Below are 17,787 nucleotides of genomic sequence, written 5' to 3'. Positions count from 1 at the left end.
GACTTACGTGACGGCGAAAATGCCCAGTACCACCAGCAGGAAGATGATCAGAACGATGCCGATAAGGATGCGCGCACCGGTGGCGGCGGCACCTGCCAGCGCCGGCATGCCGAGCAGGCTGGCTGCGGCGGCGACGATCAGGAGAATGATGATCCATTTGAGCATGGCAATGCCTCGCAAACCGACAGATTTTTCAACCACTTGAAAACGCGGTTGCCGCGCTGGGGTTCCGTCGAAACCGATGCGGATCAGGGCGCTATGTGCTCAGGCACGTCCCAGACCTCACCGGGCCGCAAGGCGCGAAAGCGCTGCCGTGGGATGCCTTGATCGTCAAGCGCTTCGGTCAATTTTCGCGCCGGCTCGTCGATCGGTTCGTCGGTGAGCTGGAAAGTGCCCCAGTGGCAGCCGGCGGCATGGGCGGCATTGCACAGCCTCATGCCTTGCACCGCCTCCTCCGGATTCTGGTGCTGCGGCGCCATGAACCAGCGCGGCTCATAGGCGCCGATCGGCAGGATAGCGAAGCGAAAACCGCCATGTTTGTCGGCCATCAGCCGGTAGTTGATGCCATTGTGGAAGCCGGTGTCGCCAGCGAAATAGAGCTTGCTGTCAGGCGTTTCGACGACGAAGCCGGCCCACAGCGCCATGCGCCGGTCGCGGGCGCCGCGCGCCGACCAGTGATGCACCGGTTCGACATGGACGGCGACTCCATTGCCGATTTCGACCCTGTCACCCCAGTCATGCGCCGACAGCCGCATGCCGGGAACCGCATGGCCGATCAGGGTATCGTTGCCGAGCGGGGTGAGCACCAGCGGGTTGTGGCCGGCCTTCAGCCGCTTCAACGTGGCGAGGTCGAGATGGTCATAGTGGTTGTGGCTGACCAGCACGAAGTCGATCGGCGGCAGGTCGGCAAAGGCGATGCCTGGCGCATTGATGCGTTTTGGTCCGGCGAAGGAAAGCGGCGACGCGCGCAGCGACCACACCGGATCGGTAAGAATGTTCAGACCGGCCGTCTGGACCAGCAAGGTGGAATGACCAACCATGGTCACTTCCAGCGCAGCGCCCTCGACCCGAGCCGTCGGTTTCGCCTGCGGAAATGGGCTTGCATCGCTCGCCGGCCATTTCGAGCGCTGGCCATTCAACTGCCATTTCAGCAGGTCGGCGAAACGGCCGGGTGGCTGGCCGTCGGGATTGAAGAACAATGCGCCGTCGAAATGGTCGCTGGGCGGGCCGCTGTAATAGCGATTGGCGGCAGTTTTTCTCGCGGCCAATTTGCGGCTCCAGCAGGGTTTCGTTTTCCAGACATAGGCGCTAAGGCGGTTCGCGCAAGCGTCCACCGACGAAGTGTTGACCGGAACTCCCAAGCGACGCACGACAAGCGGTCAGCCGTCGCGATTGCGATAAATTTGCAACAATTCTTGCTGCAAACTGTATTTTAACCATATCGGGTTGAAATTTCGCCACCTTCTCCATCTTGGTGGGGGTGAGATTGTGCGGACGGCTTCCCCCCAGCCGGATCCGACGGAGGTTGGAATGACTTTTTCGAAAACCGGTCTGGTGGCCGTATCGCTGGCGGCGCTCGTTGCGAGCGGCTGTTCGACCTCACGTTTTTCCTCGATGGATGACCAGCAGCCGGCACCGCTGGAGGCCGCGCCCGCCGGCAAGGTGACGGCGAACCAACTGCCGCCGCCGGCATCGCCAGGCACCACCGACCCTTCGCAATTCCCGACCGCTCCGGCGAACACGCAGGTCGCCGCGCTGCCTTCGGACGGCTCGGCGCCGGCCGGCGCTTCGGACGTGACCGCCGCCAGCGTTGCCGGTGTCTGGAACGCCAGCGTTGCGGGCCAGAGCTGCAAGGTGGCGACACCGCAGACCAAATTCGGCGCCGGCTTCCGCGCCGGGCCGCTGCATTGCCCGGCGCCGATGGACGGCATCAAGTCGTGGAACGTCGCCGGCAAACAGCTGACGCTCTATGACGAGAGCGGCGGTGCGCTGGCGCGGCTCTATTCCTCGGGCGGCTCGAAATTCGACGGCCAGACTTCCAACGGCCAGCCGATTTCGCTTACGAGATAGTTTTTGTTTTACGCAATTCCGGTTCCCGGAATTGCTCCAGAACGACGTGACCGATGCATCTGCGTGACGGCCTCCAGACCCATGCGACCGTCAGGCAGCGCTACGACCATCTGGTGGAAACCGGTACGATCGACCGCGATCCGGCGCAGGAACGGATCGTTGCGGCGCTCGACCGGCTGACCGATGAGATTTCGGCCAAGCGGCTGGCGCATAAGTCGAGCGCGCTGGGCTGGCTGTTCGCCCGCAAGCGCGAGACGCATGAGGCCGTCAAAGGCCTCTACATCCATGGCGGCGTCGGTCGCGGCAAGACCATGCTGATGGACATGTTCTTCGACTTGCTGCCGGTGCGGCGCAAGCGCCGCGTCCACTTCAACGACTTCATGGCCGACGTGCAGGACCGTATCCAGAAGCACCGGCAGGCGCGCAAGAATGGCGACGTCAGGGAAGACGACCCGATCCCGCCGGTGGCCAAGGCGCTTGCCGAGCAAGCCTGGGTGCTGTGCTTCGACGAGTTCTCGGTCACCGACATTGCCGACGCGATGATCCTGTCCAGGTTGTTTTCGGCGCTGTTTGCCAGCGGCGTGGTGCTGGTCGCCACCTCGAATGTGGCGCCGGAGAACCTCTACAGCGACGGGCTGAACCGCCAGCTTTTCCTGCCCTTCATCCGCATACTGGAGCGGCACACACAGGTGCTGGCGCTCGATGCCGACAAGGACTACCGGCTGGAAAAGCTCGCCCGGACACCGGTCTATGTGACGCCAGCCGATGCGGCGGCGGACCAGCTACTCGACGAGGCCTGGCAAGCCATGACGCGGAGCGCGCCGACCGCCGAGACATCGATTGCCCTCAAAGGACGGCAGGTGATCGTGCCGCGTGCGGCGGGCGATGCGGCGCGGTTCTCCTTCGCCGATCTCTGCGAGAAGCCGCTTGGCGCGCGCGATTTCCTGGCGATCGCCGGGCGCTTCTCAACCATTTTCATCGACCACGTCCCGGTGCTCGGCGAAGGCAAGCGCAACGAGGCCAAGCGCTTCATCCTTCTGATCGACACGCTCTACGACCATCATGTGCGGCTGGTGGTGAGCGCGGAAGCGCCGCCGCAAGCGCTTTATGCAGCCAAGCGCGGCGTGGAAGTCTTCGAGTTCGAGCGCACCGCATCGCGGCTGATCGAGATGCAAAGCCGCGACTGGCTGGAGGATTGGGCGGAGCGGCAGAAAGGGAAGCCGGCGCCAGAGGCACAGCAGGCGCAGGCCTAGAAATCGGATCCGTACCGTTCCTTCGAGCGCCTCTATCTCGCCAGCACGATCAAGGGCTCTGTGTTGTCAAGCCAGCGATCCGGCCTGACCTGCTCGTCGAACACATCCTTGGCGACCGCCATCACAAGGGCGTCATTACCGCATCCAGCCTTACGATTTCCATCTTCCTCGGCTATTTCTTCCCAAGTCGGCTTACAAACTTTGACGTTTACGTAAATCCCAAATGATCTAACCGATTGAAAACACTGACACCAAAATAATCGTTTGAATTTTTTCCGTGCCGGGGCTATTGGGTGCGGCGAAAATTCGCGGTTCCCCGCAGCATTCCGGCCTCTTCTTCGACGCCGCCATCAAGTCAGCAGAGATTTGAGACGTCGTCACCGACAAAGGGAAAACATCCTCACATGGCACGCAACAAGATAGCGCTTATCGGCTCTGGCATGATCGGCGGCACGCTCGCTCACATGATCGGCCTCAAGGACCTCGGCGACGTGGTGCTGTTCGATATTGCTGAAGGTATCCCGCAGGGCAAGGGGCTCGATATCGCGCAGTCGTCGCCTGTCGATGGCTTCGACTCCAGGCTCACCGGCATCAACGACTATGCCGGCATCGAAGGCGCCGACGTCTGCATCGTCACCGCCGGCGTGCCGCGCAAGCCCGGCATGAGCCGCGACGACCTCTTGGGCATCAACCTCAAGGTCATGGAACAGGTCGGCGCCGGGCTGAAGAAGTATGCGCCGAAGGCCTTCGTCATCTGCATCACAAACCCGCTCGACGCCATGGTCTGGGCGCTGCAGAAGTTCTCAGGCCTGCCCAACAGCCATGTCGTCGGTATGGCCGGCGTGCTCGACAGCGCGCGCTTCCGCTATTTCCTGGCGGAGGAATTCAAGGTCTCGGTCGAGGACGTCACCGCCTTCGTGCTCGGCGGCCACGGCGATTCCATGGTGCCGATGATCCGCTATTCGACGGTGTCAGGCATTCCGCTGCCCGACCTCATCAAGATGGGCTGGACCTCGAAGGAGAAGCTCGACCAGATCGTGCAGCGCACCCGCGACGGCGGCGCCGAGATCGTCGGCCTGCTCAAGACCGGTTCGGCCTATTACGCGCCGGCCGCTTCGGCGATCTCGATGGCTGAAGCCTATCTCAAGGACAAGAAGCGCGTGCTGCCCTGCGCGGCGTATCTCTCCGGCCAGTATGGCGTCAAGAACACCTATGTCGGCGTTCCCGTGGTGATCGGCGCCGGCGGCGTCGAGCGTATCATCGAGATCGAGCTCAACAAGAGCGAGCAGAAGATGTTCGACTCCTCTGTGGCGACCGTGCAGGGCCTGACCGAGGCCTGCGTCAAGATCGCGCCGCAACTCGCCTCCAAATGAATCTCCAGTAAGTGAACCCCCCGCAGTCGATCCGGAGACAATCCAGATGAACATCCATGAGTATCAGGGCAAGGCGCTGCTGAAGTCGTTCGGCGCACCGGTGGCCGAAGGCGTGCCAGTGTTCAAGGCTGATGAAGCGGAAGCCGCCGCCAAGGCGCTGCCCGGTCCGCTCTATGTGGTGAAGAGCCAGATCCATGCTGGCGGCCGCGGCAAGGGCAAATTCACCGAGCTCGGCCCGGACGCCAAGGGCGGCGTGCGGCTGGCCAAGTCGGTGGCCGATGTCGTCGCCAACGCCAACGAGATGCTTGGCAACACGCTGGTGACCAAGCAGACCGGCCCGGCCGGCAAGCAGGTCAACCGCCTCTACATCGAGGACGGTGCCGACATTGAACGCGAGCTCTATCTGTCCATCCTGGTCGACCGTTCGGTCGGCCGCATTGCCTTCGTCGTCTCGACCGAAGGCGGCATGGACATCGAGGCGGTTGCCCATGACACGCCCGAAAAGATCATCACCGTCGCCATCGATCCGGAAAAGGGCGTCACCGCAGCCGACCTGAAGGCGCTCAATGGCGCGCTCAAGCTCGACGGCGATGCGGCCAAGGACGGCGATACGCTGTTCCCGATCCTCTACAAGGCCTTCGTCGAGAAGGACATGAGCCTGCTCGAGGTCAACCCGCTGATCGTCATGAAAAACGGCCGGCTGCGCGTGCTCGACGCAAAAGTGTCGTTCGACAACAACGCGCTGTTCCGTCACCCCGATGTGCTCGAACTACGCGACACCACCGAAGAGGACGAGAAGGAGATCGAGGCGTCGAAATACGACCTCGCCTATGTCGCGCTCGACGGCAATATAGGCTGCATGGTCAACGGCGCCGGGCTTGCCATGGCGACGATGGACATCATCAAGCTCTATGGCGCCGAGCCCGCCAACTTCCTCGATGTCGGCGGCGGCGCGTCGAAGGAGAAGGTGACGGCGGCGTTCAAGATCATCACCAGGGATCCGGCGGTCAAGGGCATCCTGATCAACATCTTCGGCGGCATCATGAAATGCGACATCATTGCCGAGGGCGTCATTGCCGCGGTCAAGGAAGTCGGCCTGGAAGTGCCGCTGGTGGTGCGCCTGGAAGGCACCAACGCCGAGCTCGGCAAGAAGATCATCAACGATAGCGGCCTCAACGTGGTGTCGGCCGATGATCTCGACGACGCAGCCAAGAAGATCGTGGCGGCGGTGAAGGGCTGAGCGGATGCCTCCGCGCAAGATAAACCTCGTCGAGGCGGCGGATCGGACCATCACCAAGGTTTTCGATCCGCATATCGCCGGCGACGTCAACGACAGTCAGGCTAAGGTCGCCAAGTTCGGCGAGATGTTCGACTGGCATGCGCATGACAATGAGGACGAAGCCTTCCTCGTGCTGCGTGGGCGTATCGCCATCGATTTCCGCGACGGCCCGGTCGAACTCGGCGAGGGCGATTTCATCGTCGTGCCGCGCGGCGTCGAACACCGGCCGCGTTCGCTGACCGTTGAGCCCGTGGTGCTGATGTTCGAGCCGGCAACGACGCTCAACACCGGCAATGCCAAGAGCGACCTCACGGTCGCTGATCTGAAGCGGCTCTGACCATGTTTTCCTCGATCAACGGTTTTTAGAAAAGGGCTCCCATGTCCATCCTCGTCGACAAGAACACCAAGGTGCTGGTGCAGGGCCTGACCGGCAAGACCGGCACGTTCCACACTGAGCAGGCGCTGGCTTATCACGGCACGAAAATGGTCGGTGGCATCCATCCCAAGAAGGGTGGCGAGACGTGGACCGGCGCGAAGGGCGAAAGCCTGCCGATCTTCGCCACGGTCGCCGAGGGCAAGGAAAAGACCGGTGCCAATGCGTCCGTCGTCTATGTGCCGCCGGCGGGTGCCGCCGAGGCCATCCTCGAAGCGATCGAGGCCGAGATCCCGCTGATCATCTGCATCACCGAAGGCATCCCGGTGATGGACATGATCAGGGTCAAGGCCAGGCTCGACCGCTCGACGTCGCGGCTGATCGGGCCGAACTGCCCGGGGGTGCTGACGCCCAACGAATGCAAGATCGGCATCATGCCCGGAAACATCTTCCGCAAGGGCTCGGTCGGCGTTGTTTCGCGCTCGGGAACACTTACCTATGAGGCCGTGTTCCAGACCACCAATGTCGGCCTCGGCCAGACCACCGCCGTCGGCATTGGCGGCGACCCCGTCAAGGGCACCGAGTTCATCGACGTGCTCGAGATGTTCCTCGCCGACGACGAGACCAAGTCGATCATCATGATCGGCGAGATCGGCGGTTCGGCCGAGGAAGACGCCGCGCAGTTCCTCAAGGACGAAGCCAAGCGCGGCCGCAAAAAGCCGATGGCCGGCTTCATCGCCGGGCGCACGGCGCCGGCCGGCCGCACCATGGGTCACGCGGGCGCGGTCATCTCCGGCGGCAAGGGCGGCGCCGAAGACAAGATCGCGGCGATGGAATCGGCCGGGATAAAAGTTTCGCCTTCGCCGGCAAGGCTGGGCACAACCTTGGTCGAGGCGATCAAAGGGTAAGGGAATAGGGGAGTAAGGGAGTAGGGCAGTAGGGCAGTAGGGAAAATAGCAGCGGCAAAAAGCCCTACTTCCCTATTCCCTTATTCCCCTACTCCCCTCCAAAAACAGGAGACGGAGCCAGGCTCCGCGGACAAAAATGGCAAGACAAGATCAGGCCAACGACCAGTTTTCGCTCACCTCATTCCTCTATGGCGGCAACGCCGACTACATAGACGCGCTCTATGCCGCCTATGAGGACGATCCAGCCTCGGTCAATCCCGAATGGCAGGAGTTCTTCGCCGGGCTGAAGGACGATGCCGGCGATGTGCGCAGGAACGCCAAGGGCGCCTCCTGGGCCAAGCCCTCCTGGCCGCTGCAGGCCAATGGCGAACTGGTGTCGGCGCTCGACGGCAATTGGGGCATCGTCGAGAAGACGATCGAAAAGAAGGTCAAGGACAAGGCGGTCACCAACGGCGTCGTCCTGTCCGATGCCGACGTGCACCAGGCGACGCGCGATTCGGTGCGCGCCATCATGATGATCCGCGCCTACCGCATGCGCGGCCATCTGCACGCCAACCTCGATCCGCTCGGCATCGCCAAGCCGCTCGAGGACTACAACGAGCTGTCGCCGGAAAATTACGGCTTCACCGCTGCCGACTATGACCGTCCGATCTTCCTCGACAATGTGCTCGGGCTTGAATTCGGCACCATCCGGCAGATGCTGGAAATCCTGACCCGCACCTATTGCTCGACGCTCGGCGTCGAGTTCATGCATATTTCGGACCCTGAGGAAAAGGCCTGGATCCAGGCGCGCATCGAGGGTGCCGACAAGGAGATCACCTTTACCGCCACCGGCAAGAAGGCGATCCTGCAGAAGCTGGTCGAGGCCGAAGGCTTCGAGCAGTTCATCGACGTCAAGTACAAGGGCACCAAGCGCTTCGGCCTTGATGGCAGTGAAGCGCTGATCCCGGCGCTGGAGCAGATCGTCAAGCGCGGCGGCCAGCTCGGCATGAAGGAGATCGTGCTCGGCATGGCGCATCGCGGCCGGCTGAACGTGCTTTCCCAGGTGATGGCCAAGCCGCACCGTGCCATCTTCCATGAGTTCAAGGGCGGCTCGGCCGCACCTGACGAGGTCGAGGGTTCGGGCGACGTCAAGTACCATCTGGGCGCTTCGTCGGACCGCGAATTCGACGGCAACAAGGTGCATCTGTCCCTGACCGCCAATCCCTCGCATCTGGAAATCGTCGATCCGGTGGTGATGGGCAAGGCGCGCGCCAAGCAGGATTATCTGTTCGGCCGCAGCCGCGAGGAAATCGTGCCGTTGGAAGAGCGCGCCAAGGTGCTGCCGCTGCTGCTGCATGGCGACGCCGCCTTCGCCGGCCAGGGCGTGATCGCCGAAATCCTCGGCCTGTCCGGCCTGCGCGGCCACCGCGTCGCCGGCACGCTGCATTTCATCATCAACAACCAGATCGGCTTCACCACCAATCCGCGCTTCTCGCGCTCGTCGCCGTACCCGTCCGACGTCGCCAAGATGATCGAAGCGCCGATCTTCCACGTCAATGGCGACGATCCGGAAGCCGTGGTGCATGCTACCAAGGTGGCCATCGAATTCCGCATGAAGTTCCACAAGCCCGTTGTGGTCGACATGTTCTGCTACCGCCGCTTCGGCCACAATGAGGGCGACGAACCGGCCTTCACCCAGCCGATCATGTATCGCAACATCCGCACCCACAAGACGACGGTGCAGATCTATGGCGACCGGCTGATCGCCGAGGGTCACCTCACCCAGGCCGAGCTAGACCAGCTCAAGGCCGACTGGCGCGCGCATCTCGAATCCGAATGGGAAGTCGGACAGCACTACAAGCCCAACAAGGCCGACTGGCTCGACGGCGCCTGGTCGGGCCTGCGCACCGCCGACAACCAGGACGAACAAAGGCGCGGCAAGACCGCCGTGCCGGTCAAGACGCTGAAGGAAATCGGCAAGAAGCTGACCGAGGTGCCGAAGGATTTCGAGGCGCACAAGACGATCATCCGCTTCCTCGAAAACCGCCGCCAGGCGATCGAGTCGGGCGAAGGCATCGACTGGTCGACGGCCGAGGCGCTGGCCTTCGGCGCCATCCTGCTCGACGGCAATCCGATCCGCCTGTCGGGGCAGGATTCCGAACGCGGCACCTTCTCGCAGCGCCATTCGGTCCTTTACGACCAGCGTGACGAGACCCGCTACATCCCGCTCAACAATCTGTCGGCGGCTCAAGCCGGCTACGAAGTCATCAACTCGATGCTGTCGGAAGAGGCGGTGCTGGGCTTCGAATATGGCTACAGTCTGGCCGAGCCCAAGGCGCTGACCTTGTGGGAAGCGCAGTTCGGCGACTTCGCCAACGGCGCCCAGGTGGTGTTCGACCAGTTTATCTCGTCGGGCGAACGCAAGTGGCTCAGAATGTCGGGCCTCGTGTGCCTGTTGCCGCACGGCTATGAAGGCCAGGGCCCGGAACATTCCTCGGCCCGGCTCGAACGCTTCCTGCAGCTTTGCGCCGAAGACAACATGCAAGTGGCCAACTGCACGACGCCGGCCAACTACTTCCACATATTGCGCCGGCAGCTGAAGCGCGACTTCCGCAAGCCGCTGATCCTGATGACGCCGAAGTCGCTGCTGCGCCACAAGCGGGCAGTGTCGACGCTGCCGGAAATCTCGGGCGAAAGCTCATTCCACCGGTTGCTGTGGGACGATGCGCAGCTGCTTTCCGGACAAGCGATCAAGCTGGTCAAGGATTCCAAGATCCGCCGCGTCGTGCTGTGTTCGGGCAAGGTCTATTACGACCTCTATGAGGAGCGCGAGAAGCGCGGCATCAACGACATCTATCTGCTGCGCGTCGAGCAGCTTTATCCGTTTCCGGCCAAGGCGCTGATCACCGAACTGTCGCGGTTCCGCAATGCCGAGATGGTGTGGTGCCAGGAGGAGCCCAAGAACATGGGCGCCTGGTCGTTCATCGACCCGTATCTGGAATGGGTGCTGGCGCATATCGACGCCAAGCATCAGCGGGTGCGCTACACCGGCCGTCCGGCCGCCGCCTCGCCGGCGACCGGACTGATGTCGAAGCATCTCGCCCAGCTCGCCGCCTTGCTCGAAGACGCGCTTGGTGAATAGAGAAGATCTGGGCGAATAACAGAACCGAAAGAAAACGGACAGGCACAATGGCTACCGAAATCCGCGTTCCCACTCTCGGCGAATCCGTCACTGAAGCGACCGTCGGCAAATGGTTCAAGAAGGTTGGCGATACAATCGCCGCCGATGAACCGCTGGTCGAGCTCGAGACCGACAAGGTGACGGTGGAGGTGCCCGCCGCCGCCGCAGGCACTCTGGGGGAGATCACCGTCAAGGAAGGTGAGACAGTCGGTGTCGGCGCGCTGCTGGGGTCGATTTCGGCAGGTGGCGCGGCCGCTGCACCAGCGACCAAGCCGCAAGCGGTGTCGCAGGCCTCGTCGTCGGATGCGGCATCGACCGGCAAGCAGGCAGCGGCCGAGACCGCCAACATCGCCGGCGATGCCGGCCCGGTCGAGCCGCGCACCATGCCACCGGCACCGGCCGCGGCGAAACTGATCGCCGAAAGCAATCTCTCGGTCGACCAGATCTCCGGTTCGGGAAAGCGTGGCCAGGTGCTGAAAGGCGACGTGCTCGACGCCATCTCCAAGGGCGCGCCGTCGCAGCCGGCAGAGACGCCGAAGGCGGCACCTGCACCGGTTGCCGTACGTGCGCCGTCCTCGGGCGACGATGCGTCGCGCGAGGAGCGCGTGCGCATGACCAAGCTGCGCCAGACCATCGCGCGCCGCCTCAAGGAAGCGCAGTCGACCGCCGCTATGCTGACCACCTTCAACGAGGTCGACATGTCAGCGGTGATGGCGCTGCGCACCAAGTACAAGGACGTGTTCGAAAAGAAGCACGGCGTGAAGCTCGGTTTCATGGGCTTCTTCACCAAGGCCGTCACCCACGCGCTGAAGGAAATCCCCTCTGTCAACGCCGAGATCGATGCCACCGACATCATCTTCAAGAATTATGCCCATATCGGCGTCGCCGTCGGCACCGAGAAGGGTCTTGTCGTGCCGGTGGTGCGCAATGCCGACCAGATGTCGATCGCCGAGATCGAAAAGGATATCGGCCGGCTGGGCATCGCCGCGCGCGACGGCAAGCTGTCGGTCGCCGACATGCAAGGCGGGACGTTCACCATTTCCAACGGCGGCGTTTACGGGTCGCTGATGTCGACGCCGATCCTCAACGCGCCGCAGTCGGGCATTCTGGGCATGCACAAGATCCAGGACCGGCCCGTGGTGGTCGGCGGCCAGATCGTGATCCGGCCGATGATGTACCTGGCGCTGAGCTACGATCACCGCATCGTCGACGGCAAGGAAGCGGTGACCTTCCTGGTCCGCGTCAAGGAAAGCCTGGAGGATCCGGAACGGCTGGTGCTCGATCTGTGAGCAAGGCCAACCGCCCCGTGAGCGGCTGGCTAGAACGGTTCGGGTTCAAACTGGGCCGGGCCGCGGGCGGCGCGCAGCGGACTTTTCGGCGCAGTATTTTCTGGCTTGGCTTGTCCACTGCTGTTCCTTCGCTGGCAATCGCCGCCGGATGGAATCCGGCAAAGGTGAGCAGCAACCTCGGCATCTTTGCCCTTAGTGACGTGCAATTGGCGGAGCGGAAGATAACGGTCACCCCGATCGGCCAACTCGAATTGCCGACGGGCGAGATTATGGCCTGCGATCCTCTGGTCACAGGCGATGACTGGCCAGCATTGAGCCGCAAGGTCAAACCTGGAAGTTATCCGGTTTCTCTGTTCGAGGCCCAGGGACGTGTGGCAGCAGCGTTCCTTCGGCTCCGCCCTGGTATGCCGGTTCGCTGGGAACTGGCGACCTTGCCAGACCAGGATGTGTCGACGCTGAAGGACGACGAAATGTTCGGCTATCCCGTCGATGCCGGCCTTGGCTCGTTCATGGACAAGACGGCGATGGCGCTGATGTCGGCCGAGCAGGACAAGCTCAAGGCCGATGAGAATTATTATGACGACGTGCTGGCAGCCGAATTCGCACCCAACCAGGACAGGTTCGTCATGCACCGTCCGGTTGCGGGCAACCCGCTCAACATTGCCATGTTCTGGAGCGGCTGGGGTGATGGATTTTATCCGTCATTCTGGGGACTGGACGCAGCCGGCGAGCCGTTGTTGCTGCTGACCGATTTCGGCGTGCTGGAACACGCCGATGGCCGCGAGAGCAAGTAGGTCGCGCTGATGCAAAGCGTCCTATCGCCCACTATCCGATGTGCAGCCGGGATGCTGGCCGTGTTGTTCACCGACTCTGCTGCACATGCTGCCTGCCCGATCGAGCTCGCTGTCTATGGCGACGCCCAGGGCGGCAGCGAGATCGATTTCACGCCGACCGGCACCTCGGCGACCGTCACCAACAGCTTCCGCATGATCCTCGACAACGATGTGGTGCTGAACGGTATCGTCATGTGGAACGAGGGCGTGTCACGGCCGAACGGCGCGCTGATGTACAAATGCCCCGAGGGCGACGTCACCGGCGAGGAGCTTGCGGCCTGCACGCCCTGGCATGGCGTCATCTACACGGCGGATGACAAGGGCAACATCGGGCTGCTGCCGGCCGAAGGGGTCGAGGCGCCGAAGACTTTGATCCTGCCGGATCTCGGGCCCGCGTTGCGCCAGTCCAGCGCCTATGGCGGCGGCGGGTTTTCGAAAGTGCCGGGGGATGTGTTTGCCTTGAAGGGATGCCAGGAATGAGCGGGACGAAAAAGGTGCTGCTGGTCACCGGCGGCAGCCGCGGCATCGGCGCTGCGATCTGCCGGTTCGGGTCCAAGGCCGGTTATCGGGTCGCGGTCAATTACGCTGCGAATCAGGATGCCGCCGAGGCACTGGTCGCCGAGATCGAGGCTGCCGGTGGCGAGGCCTTTGCCGTCAAGGGCGATGTCGGCAGCGAGGCCGATATCGTAGCCATGTTCGAAGCTGTCGACCGCGCCTATGGCCGGCTCGATGCCCTCGTCAACAATGCCGGCATCGTCGACGTCAAGGCGCGCGTCGACGAGATGGATGTTTCGCGGCTGGAGCGCATGATGCGCATCAATGTCGTCGGCTCGTTCCTCTGCGCCCGCGAGGCGGTGAAGCGCATGTCGACCCGTCATGGCGGGTCGGGCGGATCCATCGTCAACATCTCGTCGGCTGCGGCGGTGCTGGGCTCGCCGGGCGAATATGTCGACTATGCCGCCTCCAAGGGCGCCATCGACACCTTCACCATCGGGCTTGCCCGTGAGGTGGCGCTGGAGGGTATCCGCGTCAATGCGGTGCGGCCGGGCATCATCGACACCGACATCCACGCTTCCGGCGGGCAGCCTGACCGGGTGGAGCGGTTTCGCGACCTGCTGCCGATGAAAAGAGCGGGCAAGGCTGATGAAGTCGCGGGCGCGGTTCTCTATCTTCTCTCCGACGCCGCGTCCTACACGACAGGCGCGATCCTGAATGTAAGCGGCGGCCGCTGAGCGCTCTCAAGCAGATCGAGCATGGTGTTATCCGAAAACCGCGTCACACTTTTCGGCATCATGCTCAAACAGAAGGACAGTATCATGGCTTATGACGTCGTTATCATCGGATCGGGACCGGGCGGCTATGTCTGCGCCATCAAGGCGGCGCAGCTCGGGCTGAAGACCGCGGTGATCGAGAAGAGCGCGACCTTCGGCGGCACCTGCCTCAACATCGGCTGCATCCCGTCCAAGGCACTGCTCCACGCCTCCGAAATGTTCGCCGAGGCCGGCCATTCCTTCGACACGCTCGGCGTCGAGATATCGGCGCCGAAGCTGAACCTGAAGAAGATGATGGCCCACAAGGACGCGACGGTGTCGTCCAACGTCAACGGCGTCGCCTTCCTGTTCAAGAAGAACAAGATCGACAGTTTCCGCGGCACCGGCAAGGTGATCGCCGCCGGCAAGGTGTCGGTCACTTCCGAGGACGGCAAGGTCGAGGAGATCGAGACCAGGAACATCGTCATCGCCACCGGCTCGGATGTCGCCGGCATTCCCGGCGTCAAGGTCGATATCGACGAGAAGGTGATCGTGTCGTCGACCGGAGCGCTGTCGCTGGACAAGGTTCCCGGCCATCTGGTGGTGGTCGGCGGCGGTGTCATCGGGCTCGAGCTCGGCTCGGTGTGGGCGCGGCTCGGCGCCAAGGTCACCGTGGTCGAATTCCTTGACACCATCCTGGGCGGCATGGACGGCGAGGTCTCCAAGCAGTTCCAGCGGCTTTTGTCGAAACAGGGTTTCGAGTTCAAGCTCGGCGCCAAGGTCACCGGTGTCGCCAAGGCCAAGAAGGGTGCGACCGTCACCTTCGAGCCGGTCAAGGGCGGCGCCGCCGAGACGATCGAGGCCGATGCCGTGCTGATCGCCACCGGCCGCCGCGCCTATGCCGACAGTCTCGGGCTCGGGGAAGCCGGCGTCGAGGTCGACGAGCGCGGCCGGGTCAAGACCGATGGCCATCTCAAGACCAATGTCCCCGGCATCTATGCCATCGGCGATGTCATCGCCGGGCCAATGCTGGCGCACAAGGCCGAGGACGAGGGCGTGGCGGTGGCGGAAACCATTGCCGGCCAGGCCGGCCACGTGAACTATGACGTCATTCCGAGCGTCGTCTACACCAGCCCGGAAATCGCCTCGGTCGGCAAGACCGAAGAAGAGCTGAAGAAGGCCGGCATCGACTACAAGGTGGGAAAGTTCCCGTTCAGCGCCAATGGCCGGGCGCGCGCCATGCTGCACACCGACGGTTTTGTGAAGATCCTCGCCGACAAGCAAAGCGACCGCGTGCTCGGCGTGCATATCGTCGGCTTCGGCGCCGGCGAGATGATCCACGAGGCGGCGGTGCTGATGGAGTTCGGCGGCTCGTCGGAGGATCTCGCCCGTACCTGCCACGCGCATCCGACGATGTCGGAAGCAGTCAAGGAGGCGGCACTGGCCACGTTCTTCAAGCCCATTCATATCTAGGCGACAAACGAGCGACAGAACAAAACGGCCCGCTTTTCAGCGGGCCGTTCGTATTTGATATCGAACCGATCAGTTGGCCGGTGCGGCAGGAGCCGGCGCTGGAGCCGGTGCGGGCGCTGGGGCCGGTGCAGGTTCCGCTGGTGCTGGCGCTGCCGGAGCAGGAGCAGGTGCCGCGGGAGCCGGTTCGGCCGGCTTCATCGGTTCCGCCGGTGCCGGTGCAGGGGCCGGTGTGCTGGCCGCCGGTGGCTCGGCGGGTGCCGGGTGCTCACCGCTTCTTCCAAAAACATAATACGCGACAACCGCCAGAATAACGACGACCAGCGCAATCAGCCAGCCACTACCGCCGCCACCACTCTGCTTGATGGTGGTGTTGGTGGTGTTGGGATTGAACGGGTCGTTTGGATTCGGTGCGTTCGCCATAAAAGTGTCCTCCGTGGATGAAAAATATCAATCAACACCATACAACGCGCAATCATTGAACTGGTTTCACGCTAGGGTTGGAAAACGCCAAAAACAAGGACAATCCCGCCTTTCCGCAGCCGGAATGGCGTCGTTTCGCCACGCAGCGCGCCGAATTTGCGTCTGTTAAGGTAGAATCGGAGGATTTTGCCGTGACAAATCCGTTAGCACAGCTTGTCCCGAATCACTGCGATGCTCTCGCCGGAGCCCGGTTCGCCGACCGTTATGTGCTGGTCACCGAAGGTCTTTCATTGACCGCTCTCGGCGCCGCCGAACGGGCTTTGGGGCAAACGCCGCGCTGGGTTGAAAGGCTCATAGCGCTGCGCAATCTTGCCGTCAGGCCATTCCGGCTGAAGACGGGCCTGGAACCTGCCGTGTTGCCGGGCGGCAAGATCGGGATCTTTCCGCTTATCAGCCAATCTCCCGGCAAGGTCGTGCTTGGCCTCGACGACCGGCATCTCGATTTCCGTGTCCTGGTCGAAGTCAGGGATCTTGGCATGGGCCGACAGGAAGTGGCCGCATCTACGATCGTCAAGACGCACAATCTGCTCGGGCGCGCCTATCTCGCGATCATCATGCCGTTTCACCGGATTGTCGTTCCGGCGATGCTGGCCCAGATCCTGGCGAAGTAGACTGAAGCCGCTAAAGTCCAACAGGCGTGACGGTGTAACCGGCCTTGCGGAAATCCTCGACGAGGCCTTCGGGGCCGGGGAGGTGGAGGGCGCCGACCGCCATGAAGACGTTGCCCCTGGCAAGGATCGGTTCGGCATGCTCGACCATCACCTTGTTGCGGCTGGTGATCATGGTTTCCTCGAACGCCGCATAGCCCGCGGGGTCGTCCTGTTGGTCTGGCATGGCGGCACGAAACAGCGGCCAGAACATGCCGGTGTCGCCGCGCTGGTAGAGCACGATCATGGTTTCGTTGATGTCGTTGATCTTGTCGCCGAGCTTCAGCGTGTCGACGAGGCCCTTCATGTGAAACGCCAGTGGCAGCGAGGCCATGGCGCGCAGCTGGCTTTCAGCCGTCTCCAATCCTTCCACCGGCTTGCCGGAAGCCTTCGCACCTTCCGCCAGCCTGACATCGAGCACCGGGGCGCCGCCTGATTGGCGGGCCAGCTCGCAGGCCGGCAGTGCCATCATGGCCGAGAGCATCCACGGCTTCATCTTGGCAACCGTTGCCGGCGGAATGCCGCGTGCGTCGAGCGCGGTGTTCATGGCCGCCGCATCATCGGGCGACAGCAACGACGCCAGCGTCGTCGAATCGGTGAACATCATCAGGTCCGGCTCCTTGAGCATCGCGACCATCATCTTCTGCTTGTCGAGCACGTCGGTGGTTTCGATGACGATGGTGCCGGCGGCGTCATAGGCTTTCTGCGCGTCGGGAGGCAGCGTGGTGACGCGCGGGTCGGTCATATGCATGGTGCCGAACAGGAAGGACGGCTTCTCGCCGGGCTTTTCCAGTTTCCACAACAGGCCCTTGCCGTTCGGCGTCGCGGCGGCTTCCGCTTCGATCTTGCGGTAGGTGGCCGGATCGTTCTTCTGCAAGGCCGACAGCATGTCGGCGCCGGTGCAGGTCGGGATTTCGGCATGCGCCTTGCCGACGGCGAACAGCAGCGCGGCGAGGAAGGCCAGGAAGAACAGAACATTGAACGCGACGAGCAGCTTCAGCGACACGGAAGCTGCACGGTCGGCGATGGCGATGACGCGTTTCATGGCCCCATTCCTAGAACCGAAAAGCGGCAAAACGGTTAACCTGTGCTGAGAAATTGTCTTGGACTGGCTATCGCCCTCAGCTGACGTCGATGGGGGCTCATGCCTCAACGATTAGCGGAAACGCCCATTTCTTCGTCATCCACGGGCGGAGCAAGGAGCGCAGCGACGCGGCGCAGACCCGAGGATCCATGCCGGGACTCTGGAACGCCGCAACAGTGCAGAATTCCGCTCCGCTGCACTCCATGGCAAAGGTCGCGGCATGGATCCCAGGGTCTCCGCGACGGAGCTTCGCTCCTGCTTCGCCCAGGGATGACGACGTTGGGGAGGCTTTCGGCCAATGGTGAACGTTTA

General features: G+C 62.9%; 17 protein-coding genes. 13 read left to right on the top strand and 4 right to left on the bottom strand.

Annotated features, from left to right (window positions below; all coding sequences use genetic code 11):
• Positions 1-3: 3 nt before the first annotated feature.
• Positions 4-165: a DUF1328 family protein gene (locus tag MESCI2_RS1000000136890; protein ID WP_013528842.1), complete on the bottom strand. Its 162-nt coding sequence runs from the start codon at positions 163-165 to the stop codon at positions 4-6.
• A gap of 83 nt (positions 166-248) precedes the next feature.
• Complete coding sequence (locus MESCI2_RS0115835; RefSeq protein ID WP_027037443.1) at positions 249-1,268, bottom strand: MBL fold metallo-hydrolase; 1,020 nt, start codon at positions 1,266-1,268, stop codon at positions 249-251.
• 262 nt (positions 1,269-1,530) lie between these two features.
• On the opposite strand from MESCI2_RS0115835, the gene MESCI2_RS0115830 reads away from it, so the two are divergent.
• From MESCI2_RS0115830 to lpdA, 12 genes are all read left to right on the top strand, one after another.
• Entirely contained in the window at positions 1,531-2,070 is a 540-nt protein-coding gene (locus MESCI2_RS0115830; protein ID WP_023811288.1) for a protease inhibitor Inh/omp19 family protein, read from the top strand.
• Between the two features lie 53 nt (positions 2,071-2,123).
• Positions 2,124-3,323, top strand: a complete 1,200-nt coding sequence (gene zapE / locus MESCI2_RS0115825; RefSeq protein WP_027037442.1) for a cell division protein ZapE — start codon at positions 2,124-2,126, stop codon at positions 3,321-3,323.
• A 404-nt stretch (positions 3,324-3,727) separates the two neighbouring features.
• Positions 3,728-4,696, top strand: a complete 969-nt coding sequence (gene mdh, locus MESCI2_RS0115815) for a malate dehydrogenase (protein ID WP_013528846.1) — start codon at positions 3,728-3,730, stop codon at positions 4,694-4,696.
• A gap of 46 nt (positions 4,697-4,742) precedes the next feature.
• Entirely contained in the window at positions 4,743-5,936 is a 1,194-nt protein-coding gene (sucC, locus tag MESCI2_RS0115810) for an ADP-forming succinate--CoA ligase subunit beta (RefSeq protein ID WP_027037441.1), read from the top strand.
• Between the two features lie 4 nt (positions 5,937-5,940).
• Entirely contained in the window at positions 5,941-6,312 is a 372-nt protein-coding gene (locus tag MESCI2_RS0115805) for a cupin domain-containing protein (RefSeq protein ID WP_027037440.1), read from the top strand.
• 41 nt (positions 6,313-6,353) lie between these two features.
• A complete protein-coding gene (gene sucD, locus MESCI2_RS0115800; RefSeq protein WP_027037439.1) occupies positions 6,354-7,256 on the top strand; it encodes a succinate--CoA ligase subunit alpha in 903 nt (300 codons plus the stop codon).
• A 136-nt stretch (positions 7,257-7,392) separates the two neighbouring features.
• Positions 7,393-10,380 carry a 2-oxoglutarate dehydrogenase E1 component gene (locus MESCI2_RS0115795; protein ID WP_027037438.1) on the top strand — a complete coding sequence of 996 codons (2,988 nt, stop codon included), beginning with the start codon at positions 7,393-7,395 and terminating at the stop codon, positions 10,378-10,380.
• 47 nt (positions 10,381-10,427) lie between these two features.
• Entirely contained in the window at positions 10,428-11,708 is a 1,281-nt protein-coding gene (gene odhB / locus MESCI2_RS0115790; protein WP_027037437.1) for a 2-oxoglutarate dehydrogenase complex dihydrolipoyllysine-residue succinyltransferase, read from the top strand.
• Positions 11,709-11,803: 95 nt separating this feature from the next.
• Positions 11,804-12,502 (top strand): DUF4241 domain-containing protein, encoded by a 699-nt coding sequence (locus tag MESCI2_RS0115785; RefSeq protein WP_027037436.1) that lies wholly within the window; start codon positions 11,804-11,806, stop codon positions 12,500-12,502.
• Positions 12,503-12,553: 51 nt separating this feature from the next.
• The gene (locus MESCI2_RS0115780) at positions 12,554-13,021 is read left to right on the top strand and encodes a hypothetical protein (protein WP_245270349.1); all 468 of its coding nucleotides are present in this window, start codon (positions 12,554-12,556) and stop codon (positions 13,019-13,021) included.
• A complete protein-coding gene (locus MESCI2_RS0115775) occupies positions 13,018-13,773 on the top strand; it encodes an SDR family oxidoreductase (protein ID WP_027037434.1) in 756 nt (251 codons plus the stop codon). Before MESCI2_RS0115780 ends, MESCI2_RS0115775 begins: the two co-directional genes overlap by 4 nt.
• Before the next feature lie 60 nt (positions 13,774-13,833).
• Positions 13,834-15,264, top strand: coding sequence for a dihydrolipoyl dehydrogenase (gene lpdA, locus MESCI2_RS0115770; protein WP_155936618.1), 1,431 nt, complete (start codon positions 13,834-13,836; stop codon positions 15,262-15,264).
• A gap of 69 nt (positions 15,265-15,333) precedes the next feature.
• On the opposite strand, the gene MESCI2_RS1000000138465 is transcribed toward lpdA, so the two are convergent.
• Positions 15,334-15,684, bottom strand: coding sequence for a hypothetical protein (locus MESCI2_RS1000000138465; RefSeq protein WP_081738752.1), 351 nt, complete (start codon positions 15,682-15,684; stop codon positions 15,334-15,336).
• Positions 15,685-15,875: 191 nt separating this feature from the next.
• Here MESCI2_RS1000000138465 and MESCI2_RS0115765 point away from each other — a divergent pair, with 191 nt between their 5' ends.
• The gene (locus MESCI2_RS0115765) at positions 15,876-16,355 is read left to right on the top strand and encodes a DUF2867 domain-containing protein (protein ID WP_027037432.1); all 480 of its coding nucleotides are present in this window, start codon (positions 15,876-15,878) and stop codon (positions 16,353-16,355) included.
• A gap of 10 nt (positions 16,356-16,365) precedes the next feature.
• Here MESCI2_RS0115765 and MESCI2_RS0115760 read toward each other — a convergent pair whose 3' ends face one another.
• Positions 16,366-17,436 carry a TraB/GumN family protein gene (locus MESCI2_RS0115760; RefSeq protein WP_027037431.1) on the bottom strand — a complete coding sequence of 357 codons (1,071 nt, stop codon included), beginning with the start codon at positions 17,434-17,436 and terminating at the stop codon, positions 16,366-16,368.
• Between the last annotated feature and the right edge of the window lie 351 nt (positions 17,437-17,787).

It is taken from the genome of Mesorhizobium ciceri WSM4083, assembly GCF_000519305.1.
In the GTDB taxonomy this organism is placed as follows: Bacteria; Pseudomonadota; Alphaproteobacteria; order Rhizobiales; family Rhizobiaceae; genus Mesorhizobium; species Mesorhizobium ciceri_B.
Note: the sequence above shows the minus strand (reverse complement) of the source record. Positions and strands in the feature narration are given on the sequence as shown.

Excerpts from the sequence above, each read along its gene's own strand:
- MESCI2_RS0115775 (WP_027037434.1), top strand. The coding sequence starts at position 13,018 with ATGAGCGGGACGAAAAAGGTGCTGCTGGTCACCGGCGGCAGCCGCGGC.
- mdh (WP_013528846.1), top strand. The coding sequence starts at position 3,728 with ATGGCACGCAACAAGATAGCGCTTATCGGCTCTGGCATGATCGGCGGC.
- zapE (WP_027037442.1), top strand. The coding sequence starts at position 2,124 with ATGCATCTGCGTGACGGCCTCCAGACCCATGCGACCGTCAGGCAGCGC.
- sucD (WP_027037439.1), top strand. The coding sequence starts at position 6,354 with ATGTCCATCCTCGTCGACAAGAACACCAAGGTGCTGGTGCAGGGCCTG.
- sucC (WP_027037441.1), top strand. The coding sequence starts at position 4,743 with ATGAACATCCATGAGTATCAGGGCAAGGCGCTGCTGAAGTCGTTCGGC.
- lpdA (WP_155936618.1), top strand. The coding sequence starts at position 13,834 with ATGCTCAAACAGAAGGACAGTATCATGGCTTATGACGTCGTTATCATC.
- MESCI2_RS0115795 (WP_027037438.1), top strand. The coding sequence starts at position 7,393 with ATGGCAAGACAAGATCAGGCCAACGACCAGTTTTCGCTCACCTCATTC.
- MESCI2_RS0115805 (WP_027037440.1), top strand. The coding sequence starts at position 5,941 with ATGCCTCCGCGCAAGATAAACCTCGTCGAGGCGGCGGATCGGACCATC.
- MESCI2_RS0115760 (WP_027037431.1), bottom strand. The coding sequence starts at position 17,436 with ATGAAACGCGTCATCGCCATCGCCGACCGTGCAGCTTCCGTGTCGCTG.
- MESCI2_RS1000000136890 (WP_013528842.1), bottom strand. The coding sequence starts at position 165 with ATGCTCAAATGGATCATCATTCTCCTGATCGTCGCCGCCGCAGCCAGC.
- odhB (WP_027037437.1), top strand. The coding sequence starts at position 10,428 with ATGGCTACCGAAATCCGCGTTCCCACTCTCGGCGAATCCGTCACTGAA.
- MESCI2_RS1000000138465 (WP_081738752.1), bottom strand. The coding sequence starts at position 15,684 with ATGGCGAACGCACCGAATCCAAACGACCCGTTCAATCCCAACACCACC.
- MESCI2_RS0115780 (WP_245270349.1), top strand. The coding sequence starts at position 12,554 with ATGCTGGCCGTGTTGTTCACCGACTCTGCTGCACATGCTGCCTGCCCG.
- MESCI2_RS0115830 (WP_023811288.1), top strand. The coding sequence starts at position 1,531 with ATGACTTTTTCGAAAACCGGTCTGGTGGCCGTATCGCTGGCGGCGCTC.